The organism is Flavobacterium sp. (assembly GCF_036405015.1).
Taxonomy (GTDB): Bacteria; Bacteroidota; Bacteroidia; order Flavobacteriales; family Flavobacteriaceae; genus Flavobacterium.
Genome location: NZ_DASWYK010000046.1, coordinates 41,795 through 57,915, shown reverse-complemented (window position 1 = coordinate 57,915; position 16,121 = coordinate 41,795). Strand labels below are relative to the sequence as shown.

The 16,121-nt window shown below is 33.2% G+C and carries 12 protein-coding genes; 10 read left to right on the top strand and 2 right to left on the bottom strand.

The features are described from left to right. Positions 1-286: 286 nt before the first annotated feature. The 8 genes from topA to VGE71_RS03720 all read left to right on the top strand — a co-directional run bounded on the left by topA (position 287) and on the right by VGE71_RS03720 (position 11,281). On the top strand, positions 287-2,803 hold the full coding sequence (gene topA / locus VGE71_RS03755; protein WP_331137100.1) for a type I DNA topoisomerase: 2,517 nt from the start codon (positions 287-289) through the stop codon (positions 2,801-2,803). 7 nt (positions 2,804-2,810) lie between these two features. Then, on the top strand, positions 2,811-3,962 hold the full coding sequence (locus VGE71_RS03750; protein ID WP_331137099.1) for a formimidoylglutamase: 1,152 nt from the start codon (positions 2,811-2,813) through the stop codon (positions 3,960-3,962). A 263-nt stretch (positions 3,963-4,225) separates the two neighbouring features. After that, positions 4,226-5,632, top strand: a complete 1,407-nt coding sequence (gene gldK / locus VGE71_RS03745) for a gliding motility lipoprotein GldK (protein ID WP_144215263.1) — start codon at positions 4,226-4,228, stop codon at positions 5,630-5,632. Between the two features lie 55 nt (positions 5,633-5,687). Further along, a complete protein-coding gene (gldL, locus tag VGE71_RS03740) occupies positions 5,688-6,335 on the top strand; it encodes a gliding motility protein GldL (RefSeq protein ID WP_331137098.1) in 648 nt (215 codons plus the stop codon). A 52-nt stretch (positions 6,336-6,387) separates the two neighbouring features. Further along, complete coding sequence (gldM, locus tag VGE71_RS03735; RefSeq protein WP_144215261.1) at positions 6,388-7,929, top strand: gliding motility protein GldM; 1,542 nt, start codon at positions 6,388-6,390, stop codon at positions 7,927-7,929. A 44-nt stretch (positions 7,930-7,973) separates the two neighbouring features. Next, positions 7,974-8,963 (top strand): gliding motility protein GldN, encoded by a 990-nt coding sequence (gene gldN / locus VGE71_RS03730; RefSeq protein WP_144219766.1) that lies wholly within the window; start codon positions 7,974-7,976, stop codon positions 8,961-8,963. Between the two features lie 179 nt (positions 8,964-9,142). Continuing rightward, on the top strand, positions 9,143-10,132 hold the full coding sequence (gene gldN / locus VGE71_RS03725; RefSeq protein WP_331137101.1) for a gliding motility protein GldN: 990 nt from the start codon (positions 9,143-9,145) through the stop codon (positions 10,130-10,132). A 75-nt stretch (positions 10,133-10,207) separates the two neighbouring features. Beyond that, positions 10,208-11,281 (top strand): FAD-binding oxidoreductase, encoded by a 1,074-nt coding sequence (locus VGE71_RS03720; RefSeq protein ID WP_331137097.1) that lies wholly within the window; start codon positions 10,208-10,210, stop codon positions 11,279-11,281. On the opposite strand, the gene VGE71_RS03715 is transcribed toward VGE71_RS03720, so the two are convergent. Further along, positions 11,262-11,645, bottom strand: a complete 384-nt coding sequence (locus tag VGE71_RS03715; RefSeq protein WP_331137096.1) for a DUF983 domain-containing protein — start codon at positions 11,643-11,645, stop codon at positions 11,262-11,264. The two genes, VGE71_RS03720 and VGE71_RS03715, sit on opposite strands and share 20 nt — an antisense overlap. 363 nt (positions 11,646-12,008) lie before the next feature. On the opposite strand from VGE71_RS03715, the gene abc-f reads away from it, so the two are divergent. Then, positions 12,009-13,928, top strand: coding sequence for a ribosomal protection-like ABC-F family protein (gene abc-f / locus VGE71_RS03710; RefSeq protein ID WP_331137095.1), 1,920 nt, complete (start codon positions 12,009-12,011; stop codon positions 13,926-13,928). 134 nt (positions 13,929-14,062) lie between these two features. Here abc-f and VGE71_RS03705 read toward each other — a convergent pair whose 3' ends face one another. Next, positions 14,063-15,025, bottom strand: coding sequence for an App1 family protein (locus VGE71_RS03705; RefSeq protein ID WP_331137094.1), 963 nt, complete (start codon positions 15,023-15,025; stop codon positions 14,063-14,065). A gap of 61 nt (positions 15,026-15,086) precedes the next feature. Here VGE71_RS03705 and VGE71_RS03700 point away from each other — a divergent pair, with 61 nt between their 5' ends. Then, positions 15,087-15,956, top strand: coding sequence for a diacylglycerol/lipid kinase family protein (locus VGE71_RS03700; protein ID WP_331137093.1), 870 nt, complete (start codon positions 15,087-15,089; stop codon positions 15,954-15,956). Positions 15,957-16,121 lie beyond the last annotated feature (165 nt).

The window sequence follows — 16,121 nt, the reverse complement described above, 5'->3', positions numbered from 1 at the left end:
TCTAAAATCTAAAATCTAAAATCTAAAATCTAAAATCTAAAATCTAAAATCTAAAATCTAAAATCTAAAATCTAAAATCTAAAATCTAAAATCTAAAATCTAAAATCTAAAATAAAAGCACATTTCTCGGTCAGAAATCGTTAAAAGTTATACCTATATATATAATCCAGATTATTACAGATAAATCTGCAATTTTAAGTTTCATAATATCAAAATACTTCAAAAATGCATTCGTAAGGTTAATATTTAAAAAAAATAGATACTTTTGTTGCAGAAAAATAGAGCAATGGCAAAGAATTTAGTAATAGTAGAGTCACCTGCAAAGGCGAAAACGATCGAGAAATTTCTCGGTAGCGATTTTCAGGTGGAGTCGAGTTATGGACACATAGCCGACCTACCATCAAAGGAAATAGGAGTAGATGTAGAAAATGGTTTTAAACCAAAATATGAAGTTTCTCCGGATAAAAAAGCCTTGGTAACGAAACTAAAATCACTTTCTAAGAATGCCGAAACGGTTTGGTTAGCGAGCGATGAGGACCGCGAGGGAGAGGCTATTTCATGGCACTTGGCGGAAGAATTGAAACTGGATACAAAAAAAACCAAACGAATTGTTTTTCACGAGATTACAAAATCTGCGATTCTTAAAGCAATTGATAATCCAAGAGAAATTGATTATAATTTAGTAAACGCGCAGCAAGCACGTCGTGTTCTGGATCGTTTAGTAGGTTACGAATTATCTCCAGTTTTATGGAGAAAAATCAAAGGCGGACTTTCAGCTGGTCGTGTGCAATCTGTTTCTGTTCGATTAATTGTAGAAAGAGAACGAGAAATTCAAGGTTTTAATGCAGTTGCAACCTATTCAATTGTTGCAGAATTTGTAAACGAAGCTGGAAAAGCTTTTAAAGCAAAATTGCCAAAAAACTTCAATACTAAAAAAGAAGCCGAAGATTTCTTAAATCAAAACATCGGTTCTAAATATAAGGTAGCCGATTTAGAAACTAAACCTACCAAAAAATCACCAACATCACCTTTTACAACTTCTACGTTGCAACAAGAAGCAGCAAGAAAATTGTATTTACCAGTTGGAATCACCATGCAGTTAGCACAGCGTTTATACGAGGCGGGACTTATTACTTATATGAGAACTGACTCGGTGAACCTTTCTGAAGAAGCAATGGATGCAGCTGAAGCAGAAATTATTAAATCTTACGGAAAAGAATATTCTAAACCTCGAGTTTTTGCTAATAAAAACAAGGGAGCACAAGAAGCGCACGAGGCAATTCGTCCAACAGATATGTCTCGTCATTCGGTAAATATCGATCGTGACCAAGCTCGTTTATACGATTTGATCTGGAAAAGAACTTTAGCTTCGCAAATGAGTGATGCGCAGTTGGAAAGAACTAACGTAAAAATCGAAGCAGATAATCATAATGAAATTTTTACAGCTTCTGGAGAAGTTTTGCTTTTTGAAGGTTTCTTAAAAGTATACTTAGAAGGTCATGATGACGATGAAGAAGAACAAGAAGGAATGCTTCCGGCTTTAAAAGTAAACGAGAAACTAGCTAACAATTATATTACGGCTACAGAAAGATATTCTAGACCGCCTGCACGTTACACTGAGGCGTCTTTGGTGAAGAAATTAGAGGAACTTGGAATCGGGCGTCCTTCTACTTATGCCCCAACTATTTCGACAATCATCAATAGAAATTATGTTGAAAAAGGAACTCTTGAAGGTGTAGAACGTAATTATGTACAGCTTACTTTGCAAAATAGTAAAGTTGGAGAAAAAGTACTAAAAGAAAATACAGGTTCTGATAAAGGGAAATTAGTTCCAACGGACATCGGAACGATTGTTACAGATTTCTTGGTAAAGAATTTTGAAAATATCCTAGATTATAATTTTACAGCAAAAGTAGAACAGGATTTCGACGAAATTGCCGAAGGAAATATCGACTGGGCAAAAATGATGCAGGATTTCTATAATCACTTTCATCCAAATGTAAAAGAAGTTGAGGCAAATGCTGAACGTGAAAGCGGAGAAAGAATTCTAGGAAAAGATGCAGACGGAAGACAAGTTTCTGTTCGTTTAGGAAAATTTGGGCCTATGGCGCAGATTGGAGAAGCAGACGATGAAGATAAAAAGTTTGCTAGTTTAATGGCAGATCAAAATATCGGAAACATTACTTTGGAAGAAGCTTTGAATTTATTCTTGCTTCCAAAAAGTTTAGGGGAATATAAAGGAGAAGAAGTTGAAGTAAATAATGGTCGTTATGGTCCATATGTGCGTCACGGAAGCGTTTTTATTTCATTGCCAAGAGGAGAAGATCCGCTCAATGTTTCTAAAGAAAGAGCTCAGGAATTAATTGACGAAAAAGCACTTGCTGATGCGCCAATTGCTGTTTATAAAGGAGAAGCTGTTCAAAAAGGAGTGGGGCGTTTTGGTCCATTCATTAAATGGAACGGACTTTTTGTAAATGTGAGCAAAAAATACAATTTTGATAATTTATCTCAGGCTGATGTTGAAGAGTTGATTGAAGATAAATTGCAAAAAAATATTGATAAAGTTCTTCATAATTGGGAAGAAGAAGGAATTGTTGTAGAAAAAGCTCGTTGGGGACGTTCTGTGATTCTAAAAGGAAAAATCAAAATTGAATTAAGTAAAGATGTTGATGCAACCAAATTAACATTGGCACAGGTTCAAGAAATGATTGCCGCAAAAACACCTGCGAAGAAAACTGCAGCAAAAAAGACAACAACAACTAAAAAAGCGCCTGCTAAAAAAGCAGCTGCTAAAAAGAAATAAAAAATAGATGGAATTTGATTTTCTAGAACCAGTTAATGATACGATTGTAAAATTCGTTAGTGCACTGTCTTCACAAGAACTTGGAAGTAAAGTCGTTTTTCATACCCAAGATCAGTTTCCTGATATTGATCAGATTCATATAGCTATAATTGGTGTTTTGGAGGATCGAACAAACATCAATATGATTAATGAAGTTAATCTTTCGGCTGTACGTAAAAAGCTATATGGAATGTTTCCTGGTAATTGGGATGCTTCCATTGCTGATTTAGGAGATATACTTGCAGGTGATTCTGTAGAAGATACTTATTTTGCAGTAAAAAAAGTTGTAGCGTCCTTAATTAAGAAAAAAGTTATTCCTATAGTCCTGGGAGGTTCTCAAGATTTGACTTATGCTTTGTATCGTGCTTATGATGATTTGGAGCAAATGGTTAATTTGGTAGCAGTAGATAATAAATTTGATTTTGGAAAAGAAAATGAATCAGTTTCAGCTAATTCATATTTGACAAAAATCATTATCGATGAACCTAATAATCTTTTTAACTACTGTAATATAGGGTATCAAACTTATTATAACTCTCAAGAAGAAATCGATTTGATCGAAAAGTTGTTTTTTGATGCTTATCGTTTAGGAGAGATTTCAAATAAAATTACTTTAGCAGAGCCGGTTTTTAGAGATGCAGATTTAGTTAGTTTTGATTTAAATTCTGTAAAATCTTCGGCTTCAGGAAATAATGTGACTTTTGAACCTAACGGGTTTAACGGAAAAGAAATTTGTGCCTTGGCAAGATACGCGGGTATAAGTGATAAGGTTTCTGCATTCGGAGTGTTTAATCACAATAGCACAATGGCTGAATCTGTTATTATTGCTCAGATTGTATGGTATTTTATTGAAGGATATCATTACCGATCAAAAGAGTATCCTTTCGGAAGTCGCGCCAATTATCTTAAGTATATTGTTCCTTTAGAAGATGAAGAATTGATTTTCTATAAAAGTGATAAAACAGATCGTTGGTGGATCGAAATTCCTTTTCAATCGAATGGTCACAATAAGTTGAAAAGAAATACGTTATTACCCTGTTCTTATGACGAATATTTGTCTGCTTGTAATCAAGAATTGCCAGAAAGATGGTGGAAAGCGCAGCGAAAAAATGCGTTGTAAAAACAAAAAATAAGTGAATTCTTAAGGTTTAAAAAATTGTTAAGAAAAACAAAAAATTAATAGTAGGAAAATAATTATAAATTATAAAAATTAACGCTTTACATCGATTTTTTAAAACAGTTTATCGATAAAATATTTTTTTTTTATTTTATTTAACATTATTTTTGAACGGTAAAATAAATTTCGCAACTAGTATTGTTTTTTAGATAAATAATAAATACGTTTACGGACTTTTAATAATGAATAGATAATCCCAAATTTATATGAAGAAGTTTATTGCATTTGCAGCAATGTTAACACTAGTAATCGGCTGTGGTAAGTCAGGTGACAAAGGTGAATTAGTTGGTGTTACAGGAGGGAAATGGCATCCCGAGAAGCCTTATGGAATGACATTAGTTCCGGGTGGATCTTTTATTATGGGTAAATCAGATGCTGATTTAGCTAACGTAGAAGATGCTCCAACTAAAACTGTAACAGTTCGTTCATTTTACATGGATGAAACTGAGATTACAAATAGTGAGTATCGTCAATTCGTAGAGTGGGTAAAAGATTCTACAATGAGAGTTCGTTTAGCAATTTTAGCTGATGAAACAGGACAAAAAGCGACTGATGGAAAAGGAAAAAAAGGTGGAAGTATTGCTGACTACGCTTTTAACGATTCTGATCCTGAAAAAATGACGGCATATGACAAATACATGTATGATAACTACTATAGTGTTGGTACAAAAGATGATCCGTATGCTGGAAGAAAACTAAACAGAAAAGTTAAGTTAATTAAAGATACTAAAGCATATCCAGACGAATACTATACTGAAGTTATGGATTCCATGTATTTACCAATTGAAGAATCATATAATGGTTTAAGAACAATTGATGTAAATAAGTTGAAATTCCGATACTCTTGGATGGATATTCAGGCTGCTGCAAAAGCTAAAGTTGGAAAAAGAAGTGATTTCGTAAAAACTGAGCAGGTAAATGTTTATCCTGATACTGCAGTTTGGATTAAGGATTTCGCTTATTCATATAATGAGCCAATGCATAATGATTATTTCTGGCACAAAGCTTATGGAGATTATCCTGTAGTTGGTGTGACTTGGAAACAAGCTAAAGCATTCTGTGCTTGGAGAACTTTAAACAAAAATAGCTATATCAAATCTAAGAAAAAAGGTCGTGATTTAGTTAATGCTTTCAGATTGCCAACTGAAGCAGAATGGGAATATGCGGCTAGAGGTGGTCTGGAATCAGCTACTTATCCTTGGGGAGGTCCTTATACAAAAAGTGATAGAGGTTGTTTCTTAGCAAACTTCAAACCAAGTAGAGGAGATTATGCAGCTGATGAAGCTTTATATACTGTAGAAGCTAAATCATATGAAGTAAACGGTTACGGATTATACAATATGGCAGGAAACGTTTCAGAATGGACTGACTCTGCTTACAATCCAAACGCTTACGAGTATGTTTCTACAATGAATCCAAACGTAATTGATGGTAAAAACCAAAGAAAAGTTGTTCGTGGAGGTTCTTGGAAAGATGTTGCTTACTTCTTACAAGTTAGTACTCGTGATCACGAATATGCTGATTCAGCTAGAAGTTACATCGGATTCAGAACTGTACAAGATTACATGGGAACTCAGGTGACTGGTAACGGTAACGGAAGCAAAAGAAAGTAATTTATAATTTTATCAATATCCAACAAATCTATTTTAAACCTAAAAAAAAAGTATTATGGCATTATTAAGTAAAAAAGCAATGAATTTCGCTTATGGTATGGGAGCGGCAGTGGTAATCGTTGGAGCTTTATTCAAAATTACTCACTTTGAAATTGGACCATTAACAGGTACAGTTATGCTTTCAGTAGGATTGGTGACTGAGGCGTTAATTTTTGCGCTTTCTGCTTTCGAACCAGTTGAAGACGAATTAGATTGGACTTTAGTTTACCCAGAATTGGCTAATGGACAAGCTAGAAAAAAAGAAGCTAAAGTTGAAGCCCCAACAGAAGCTCAAGGATTACTATCTCAAAAATTAGACACATTATTAAAAGAAGCTAAAATTGACGGTGAATTAATGTCAAGTTTAGGAAACAGTATCAAAAACTTCGAATCTGCTGCTAAAGGAATTGCTCCAACAGTTGATTCAATCGCAGGACAAAAGAAATATTCTGAAGAATTATCTGTTGCTGCTGCTCAAATGGAATCATTAAATAGTTTATATAAAGTACAGTTAGAAAGCGCTTCTAGAAACGCTGAAGCTAACAAAGAAATTGCTGAAAATGCTTCTAAATTAAAAGAGCAAATGGCGTCTATGACTGCAAACATTGCATCTTTAAACAGCGTTTACGGTGGTATGCTTTCTGCAATGAGTAACAAAGGATAATTAGTTTTTAACTAAATATTAAATTTATTAATAAAGAACTAATTAGAAAAAAATGGCAGGAGGAAAATTAACCCCTAGACAGAAGATGATCAACCTGATGTATCTGGTTTTCATCGCAATGTTAGCAATGAACGTATCAAAAGAAGTTATTTCAGGTTTCGGTTTGTTTAACGAAAAGTTTGAAGCTTCTAATACTACATCAATCACAAATAATGCTTCCTTATTAACTGCTTTAGATCAAAAAGCGGCGGAAGCAAAAGGAGAATTTGAAATTGCTGCTCAAACAGCTCATAAAGTTGAGGCGATTTCTAAAGATTTTTACGCATACATAGGAACATTAAAAACTCAAGCAGTACAAGGTTTCGAAGTTGATAAAGCAACAGGAAAATTACCTTATGAGTCAATGGACAAAGGTGATAACATAGACGACTGGTTTACAGGAGATGGTTACACTAAAAAAGGTAATGAGATTATTGCTAGAATTGAGAAATATAAAGCTGATATTAAAGCTGCTTTAGGAACAGACAAAAAATACGCAGGAATTATTTCTGAGGTTGAGAAAAAATTTGATGTTTCTGATGTAAAAAACAAAGAAGGTATAAAAGAAAAATACTTGGCATATCATTTTAAAGGATTCCCAGCTATTGCATCTGCTGCTAAACTTTCTGCTTGGCAGAATGATGTTCAAAAAGTGGAAACTGATGTTTATAATAGTGCTTTAGGTAAAGCTGCTGTTGCTGCTGCTTCTTATAGTAACTATAAAGCAATCGTAGTTTTAGATAAAAATGCATACTTTCAAGGAGATCCTGTAACAGGTAAAGTAGTTTTAGGTCGTTATGACGAAAACACTAAGCCAACTTCATTTACAGGTCCTGGAAAAATTGACGCTAATGGACAAGCTATCATTTCGATGACTGCTGGTGGAATTGGTGAGCAAAATATTAGTGGACAATTTACATTCTTAGAAGATGGAAAAACTATTCCACTTAAATTTGAAGGTAAATACGTTGTAGTACCAAGACCAAACTCTGCTACAATTTCTGCAGATAAAATGAATGTTGTGTATAGAGGGGTTGTGAATCCTTTGACAATTTCATTTGCAGGAGTTTCAGATAAAGATGTTGTAGCTTCAGCTCCAGGTTTAACTAAAGTTGGAAATGGAAAATATCAAATGAGCCCTGGTCAGGGAACAGAAGTATCTATCAATGTTACTGCTAAATTACCTGATGGTAAAGCGGTATCTGATAAAAAAGTTTTCAGAATTAAAGGTATTCCTGGTCCAACAGGAACAATTAGAGGAGAAATGGGAGTTGTTAAAGGTCCTAGATCTAACCTTGAAATTGCTACTATTGGTGCAAAACTTCAAGATTTTGATTTTGAAGTTGGTTTAGATGTTGTTGGATTCAATATGAAAATTGCTGGACAACCTACAGTTGTTGTTACAGGTAATAGAATGAATGCACAATGTAAACAAGTACTTTCAAGAGCAGGTAAAGGAGACCAAGTTACTATTTCTGAAATTAAAACTAAACTGGTTGGTGCAGGTAGTTATTTATTGCCAAGAACTGCTCCGGTAATTTACGAAATACAATAATAAAGTAGTGTAAGCTACATTCAATATCTTATAATGATATCATGATGAAAGTAAGAAATTTTTTAATAGCTATTGTTTCTATCGTTGGAGGTTTTGCTTCTAATGCGCAATCTAATTTGCTTAATGCAAAAACACCTGATCAGATTGGACTTAAAACTCCAGCTCAACTTATCTCAGATAATGATAAGCCATTGGCTTATGGTTACGTAGATGATAGAGATATCTTGATGGGAAAAACTACTTGGGAGATTATTGATTTAAATGAAAAAATCAATTTTCCATTATATTTTCCGGTAGATACAGCTAATATTGGTTCTAACAGACGTTCTTTATATGACGTTCTTACTAAAGCTATTAAAGGTGGAAAAGTAACTGAAGTATATACTGATAGTTATTTTAATACTAAAAAATCTATGAAAGACATCGAAGGATCATTATCTCGTATTGATACAACAGATGCTGGTAGAGAGTTGATTAACCAATATCCTGATGATTACAAATCACGTGTTGTGAAGAAAAAAGTAGTTACAGGTAAAGGTAAAAACAAAAGCGTTTCTTATGTTGAAGAGACAGTTGGACCAACAAGAACAGTTCCTGCTGAATACATTTTGAAACAAGATCTTACTGCTGCAGATGTTACTCAGTATAAAATTAAAGGATACTGGTATTTTGATAAACGTCAAAGTGAATTAAAATATCGTTTACTAGGAATATGTCCTGTAACTCCAGACGTTTATACAATGAATAGTGATGAAAAGGATTATATTGAATTATTTTGGGTTTTCTTCCCAAATGCTAGAGAAGCACTGCACGAAGCAAAAGCTTTCAATGACAACAATTCAGCTCTTCCAATTTCATTTGATCAGATTTTAAATTCAAGACGTTTTAATGCTGTAATCTACAAGGAGGAAAACCTTTACGGAGATAGAGCAATTAGCGATTACATGAAAGACAATGCACAAAATCAGTTGTTAGAATCTGAAAGAGTGAAAGAAAAAATTCGCAATTTTGAACAAGATATGTGGAACTACTAAGTTGATACATAACTAGATAATTAAAAAACTCTTACTACCTTTGTAGTAAGAGTTTTTTTTATGTAGATAATTCATCTAATTCTTTAAATAACATTATTATTTAGATGTTTTTATTTGTGTAAGAAAAATAACAATATTTATAATTAAATTTCGTTTAATGTTTTATAATAATTGTTATGATGAAAATGAGAAATTTTTTAATTGCTATTGTTGCTGTTGCCGGAGGTTTAGTTTCTTATGCACAGTCTAATCTACTTAATGCCAAAACTGCCGATCAGATTGGTATTAAAACGCCTGCTCAAATGATATCGGATAATGATAAGCCTCTTGCTTATGGTTATGTTGATGATCGAGATATTTTAATGGGAAAAACGGTTTGGGAGATTATTGATCTAAATCAGAGAATTAATTTCCCGTTGTACTTTCCTGTTGATTCAGTTAATATTGGTCCTGATAGGCGTTCTCTTTACGATGTTTTAACTAAGGGGATTAAAACGGGTAGGATAACTGAAGTGTACACAGACAGTTATTTTAATACTAAGAAATCTATAAAAGACATTGAAGGATCGTTATCTCGTGTAGATACAACAGATGCGGGAAGAGAATTGATTAATCAATATCCGGATGATTATAAAAGCCGTGTTGTAAAGAAAAAAGTGGTAACTGGTAAAGGAAAAAACAAAAGTGTTAATTACGTAGAAGAAACAGTTGGACCAACCAGAACAGTTCCTGCAGAATATATTTTAAAACAAGACCTTACGGCGGCAGATGTAAGTCAATATAAAATCAAGGGATTTTGGTATTTTGATAAACGTCAAAGCGAATTGAAGTATCGTTTACTTGGAATTTGTCCTGTTACTCCGGACGTTTATACAATGAATAGTGATGAAAAAGATTATATAGAATTATTTTGGGTTTTCTTTCCTAATGCTCGAGATGTATTGCATGAGGCTAAAGCGTTTAACGAATACAATTCTGCACTTCCTATTTCGTTTGACCAAATATTAGATTCAAGGAGATTTAACGCAGTTATATATAAGGAAGAAAATGTATATGGAGATCGTGAAATTAAAGATTATATTAAAGATAATGCCCAGAGTCAATTGCTAGAATCGGAAAGAGTAAAAGAGAAGATTCGCAATTTTGAAGAAGATATGTGGAATTACTAGAGGATGAATTAAATTATAAGAGAAACTCTTGCTACCTTTGTAGGAAGAGTTTTTTTATTTTATTTATACTTCACAATGCTTGATTATTTAATCGTCGGATCTGGATTGGCTGGAATTTCTTTTGCCGAAATCGCCTTAAAAAACAATAAGTCTATTTTAGTTATTGATGACAAATCACAAAATTCTTCTAGAATCGCTGGAGGATTATATAATCCGGTAATTTTAAAACGTTTTAGTGAAGTTTGGAATGCAAAGGATCATTTGGTTTTAATGAATGAGTTTTATGATCAGGTGGAAGAGAAACTGCAGGAAAAATTTAATTTTAAAATGCCAATTCTTAGAAAGTTCTTTTCGATTGAAGAGCAAAATAATTGGTTTGCGGCTTCTGATAAAATTAACTTAGCTCCCTTTTTGTCTACAAAACTGATTACTAGAAAATATCAAGGTATTGATTCACCCTACGATTATGGAGAAGTTTTGCATACAGGTTATGTAAAAACAGGACAATTATTAGAAAGCTACAAAGAATATTTAAAAGAGAATAATTTACTTCTAGAGGAGTCTTTTCATAGCTCTTTTTTGGATTTTCCTAATTCAGGAATTCAATATAAAAATATTAAAGCTCGCCATATCATCTTTGCAGAAGGTTTCGGACTGCATAAAAATCCTTATTTTAATTATCTGCCTTTGGATGGAACAAAAGGAGAGTTGTTTTTAATAAAAGCTCCTGGTTTAAAACTGGATGTTATTGTTAATACAAGTGTTTTTATTCTCCCAATAGGAGGTAATTTGTTTAAAGTTGGGGCAACTTACAATTGGCATGACAAAACGGATCTTCCAACTGAAGAAGGTAAAAAAGAACTTTTAGATCGTATTAAAGAAATTATTACCTGCGATTTTGAGATTGTAAAACATTTTGCTGGTGTGCGCCCAACGGTTGCAGACAGAAGACCAATTATTGGAACTCACGAAGCCTATAAATCAGTTCATCTTCTTAACGGATTAGGGACTCGAGGCGTTATGCTTGGGCCAGCTTTGGCAAAAATGTTATTTGAGCATATTGAATACGGAACTCCAATTGACAAAGAAGCCGATATTAAGCGTTTCCATAAAAGATATTTAAAATCTCTTACTCCTGACCGGCCTTAGGATCGTAAGAAACAAACATATTAATGTATAAGTTTCTCGAAAGACGAAGTACAAAAGGAAATAAAACAACTAATGTTAAGATAATTGCTATAAAAGATTGTTCAATTGTGGCTCCAAAAAACACGAATGAAACAATAAAGGCAGCAATTCCAACTGCAACATTTAATCCGTAACTAACATACATTGCACCGTAAAAGAAAGAAGGTTCAATTTGGTATTTAAATCCGCAATGGCTGCAATTTTCGTTCATTTTAAGAACCTTGCTTAAATGAAGTGGATTTTTGTCTTCATACATGCTTTCTTTTTGGCATTTTGGGCAGCTTCCTGTTAGAATACTATTTAGTTTAGATCCTCTTTTTAACATTTTATGTAGTCTTTAATTATTTTGAATTTATAATTGTGAATTATAAATGAAGTATAATAGGATTGGACGAAAAGTCTATGCAAATATAAGATATTTTGTATTTAATATCTGTCGAAATCATGCGTAATCCTTAAGTTTTGTATGTTCTTTTCGTAGTAAAAAGAAGGGCAAATTGTTTTAGTAAAACTAAGTCTCAAACTCCCAATTTTGTTTATTCCTGTTTTTAATTTTAAAATATCGTTTAAGCAGCTACTGTAATTCTAAAACTTCAATTAAAAGTTATACTTTTGCACTTTTAAAATTGTAAACAGCAATTAGCTAATTTACAGTTTGTTTTTAATTTTTAGTTTGCAGTAAAATATTATGCTTAATATACACAATCTTTCTGTTTCTTTTGGAGGAACCTATTTATTTGAAGAAGTTACTTTTCGTTTAGGTGCCGGCGACCGTGTTGGTCTTGTTGGTAAAAACGGAGCTGGAAAATCTACCATGCTAAAAATGTTGGCTGGAGATTTTAAACCAGATTCAGGAGTTATTTCTCAGGAGAAAGATATTAAAATGGGATTCCTTCGTCAGGATATTGATTTTGAACAAGGAAGAACAGTTTTAGAAGAAGCTTATGAAGCTTTTACAGAAATCAAAGTTGTAGAAAAAAAGCTGGAAGAAATCAATCATCTTTTGGTGACAAGAACTGATTACGAAAGCGAAGAATATGCTAAAATCATTGAAGATTTATCAGACTATACACATCGTTTTGATCTTTTGGGAGGTTATAACTATGTTGGAGATACAGAGAAAATTCTTTTAGGCCTTGGTTTCAAAAGAGAAGTTTTTAATAATCAGACTGAAACTTTTTCGGGAGGTTGGAGAATGCGTATCGAATTAGCAAAATTACTGTTGCAATCTAATGATGTATTGCTTCTAGATGAGCCAACGAACCACTTGGATATCGAAAGTATTATCTGGTTGGAAAACTTTCTTAGAAATTATCCTGGAGTTGTAGTAATCGTTTCGCACGATAAAATGTTCTTGGATAATGTTACGAACAGAACAATCGAAATTTCTTTAGGAAAAGCGTACGATTTCAACAAACCATATTCTCAATATTTAGAATTGCGTCATGAAATTCGTGAAAAACAATTAGCGACTCAAAAGAATCAGCAGAAAAAGATTGAAGAAACAGAAAAATTAATCGAGAAATTCCGTGCTAAAGCTTCAAAAGCTTCAATGGCGCAATCGTTGATTAAAAAATTAGATAAAGTAGAAAGAATTGAAGTTGATGAAGATGACAATTCGGTTATGAATATTTCTTTTCCAGTTTCAAAAGAACCAGGAAAAGTGGTTATCGAAGCTGAAGATGTAACAAAAAGCTACGGAGACAAAACGATTCTAAAAGATATTAGTTTACTTGTAGAGCGAGGAAGCAAAATTGCTTTTGTTGGACAAAACGGACAAGGGAAATCGACTTTCATTAAAGCATTGGTAAACGAATTTGAATATCAGGGAAACATCAAATTAGGACATAACGTTCAGTTAGGTTATTTTGCCCAAAATCAGGCAGAACATCTTGATGGCGAAATCACTTTGCTTCAAACTATGGAAGATGCAGCTACTGACACTAATCGTATGAAAGTGCGTGATATGTTAGGAGCTTTTTTATTCCGCGGAGACGATGTGGAGAAAAAAGTTAAAGTGCTTTCTGGAGGAGAACGTAACCGTTTGGCGCTTTGCAAATTGTTGTTGCAGCCGATCAACGTATTACTGATGGATGAGCCTACGAACCACTTAGATATTAAATCTAAAAATGTATTGAAAGCGGCGCTTCAAAAATTTGGAGGTACATTATTACTCGTTTCTCACGACAGGGATTTTCTTCAAGGAATGTCGAATATCGTTTACGAATTCAAAGATCAAAAAATCCGCGAATATTTGGGAGATATCAACTTTTTCTTAGAACAGCGCAATATGGAAAATATGCGTGAAGTCGAGAAAAAAGATGTTGTAAAAACAGCTACTCCAAAAGAGAAAGAAGTAAGCAAACTTTCTTACGAAGATCAGAAAAAAGGCAAAGCACTTCAAAACCGATTAAGTAAAATCGAAAGTCAGATTCAGCAATTAGAAAAAGATATTCAGCATAACGATAAAATGCTCGAAACTAATTATGATAAGCATATCGAAGACGCATCGTTTTTTACAGCCTACAATAAAAAGAAAGCAGATTTAGAACAATTATTAATGGATTGGGAAATTGTTCAGGAAGAGATTGATAGTTTTAATGCCTAGTTTGTAGTCGCAGATTTCAGTCTCATTTTAAATAAAATATCTACAGACCTTTGTCAAAGTTTCAAACTTTGACAAAGGTTTTTTAGCTTAAAAACATCAAGAATATTATTGTGAAGTTTTAATCTGAAACAAAACTACTGAATAATCCCAATAGATCTTGAATGTTCAATTGCCTTGCTACTTTCTTTAAAATAACAGACAGAAACATTCAGGCTTTCTAAATTCTTTAAAATCCTTGTCACCTCTTTTTTCTGCGATTTTCCCGTTTGTCTAATGTAAACAGCAATTACTGTTACAGGGAATATTTTACAGATTCTTTCATATAGAAACGGATCATGTTGTGAGTCATCGCCCATCAAAACATATTTTAGGGTAGGATAAAATTCTACAACATGTCTAATTTTTTCAAATTTATGATCGTGATTTCCTCTTCCGCTCATAAAGAAATCGGTGATTCCTCTTTTAATGTCTTTTAATAAAAAAACAGCTTTTGGGAGTTTGTTTATCTTGGTAAATTTTGCAATAAATCGATACAAGTTCCATTCACTGCTCGAAATGTAGAAAAAAGCGTTTACTTCTTCTGTGTTTTGCCTTCCAGCCGAACTTAAAGCCTGATAGTGCGGAACAACATCTTTAAAAACTTTACGGTCGTTCACATTTCTAAACAACAAAATATAAAGTTTTCGGAAGAAATTATTGGTGTGCGAAATAAGAAAAGTGTCGTCAATATCAGAAATGATTCCAAGTTTTCCTTTGTGGGGCCTGATAAAACTGCCTTTGCATGTTACGGTTTCATTCCCGTATTTCAGGCTTACTTCATAAGGCATCCAGCCGAAATGGGTTTCTTTTTCAAGTGGAATGCAGAAATTGAAATAACCATCATCTAAAGTCTTGGTGTGAATGATTTCGTTGTTATAATGCAGATAAACATCAAAGTTTTTAATGGTTTTTATCCTGAATAATTTAAGAATTGAGGTGGCATTTTTTAATTTCTTTCTCTCAAAATCATAATTGTGTTCTCTTTTTAAAACATGCCCCATCACAATTAATTCCTGTTCATTTGCATAACCGCGATATAATTGTAGAATTGGTTTCATTAATTACGTATATTTAGGTAACTGTAATTTACTTAATATAATTGGTTTTAAAAATAGAATTGTGAAAAAGAATATCATATTTGTTGTAAATCCGATATCGGGAGACCTTGATAAATCGGAGTTGATTGAGTCTGTTCAGGAATTTGCAACTACTAATCATTTTAATTTAGAGGTTTATGAGACAACTGGGAAAAATGATTTAAAAGAAATACAATCTTTATATAGTCAGCAGCAGCCTGAAAGAATTATTGTAGCTGGTGGCGACGGAACTATAAAAATGGTTGCCGAAGCCATGGAAGATCAGGACGTCATAATTGGAATTTTGCCAGCAGGATCTGCAAACGGACTTTCGGTAGATTTGAATCTTCCGGCAGGAATAGAAGAGAACCTTAAAATAGCGTTTTTAAGCCACTTTATAGAAATGGATATGATTTGCATCAATGGCAAAAAAAGTATTCATTTAAGTGATTTAGGATTAAATGCAAACTTGGTAAAAAATTACGAACAAAGCGATGTTCGAGGTTTTTGGGGATATGCATTGCAAGCTTTTACAACGCTAAAAGAATCAGAAGATCCTTTTGTGGCAACCATTTCTGCAAACAATAAAACAGTAGAGCATGTGGCCAGAATGATTGTAATTGCCAATTCGCAGAAATACGGAACAGGAGTAATTATAAATCCAAATGGTGCTATGAATGATGGAAAATTTGAATTGGTTATTTTAAAAAGCCTGGATTTACTTTTAATTGGGAAAATAATTACTGGGAATATGCCAATCGATTCCGATGATATTGTTATTATTTCAACAGACAAAGCCGAAGTAAAAACCGATTATCCTGTGAATTTTCAAATTGATGGTGAATATTGCGGTGCTCAGACTTCATTAGAGATTCATATTCTGCATAAGCAGATGAAAATCGCTGTTCCTTAATTTTTTAGGAATTTTGAATTATGTCGCTCCGTTAGAGCTTTTACAGCTTTAAACGCTAGGGTTTCTATAAATATTCCGCATCTTCCAGAGCTAAAAAAGCTCCGTTTAGGAGCGAAATATTTATAGATAATATTTTTTGAATCGTAAGTCTCAAAGTTTCAGCGG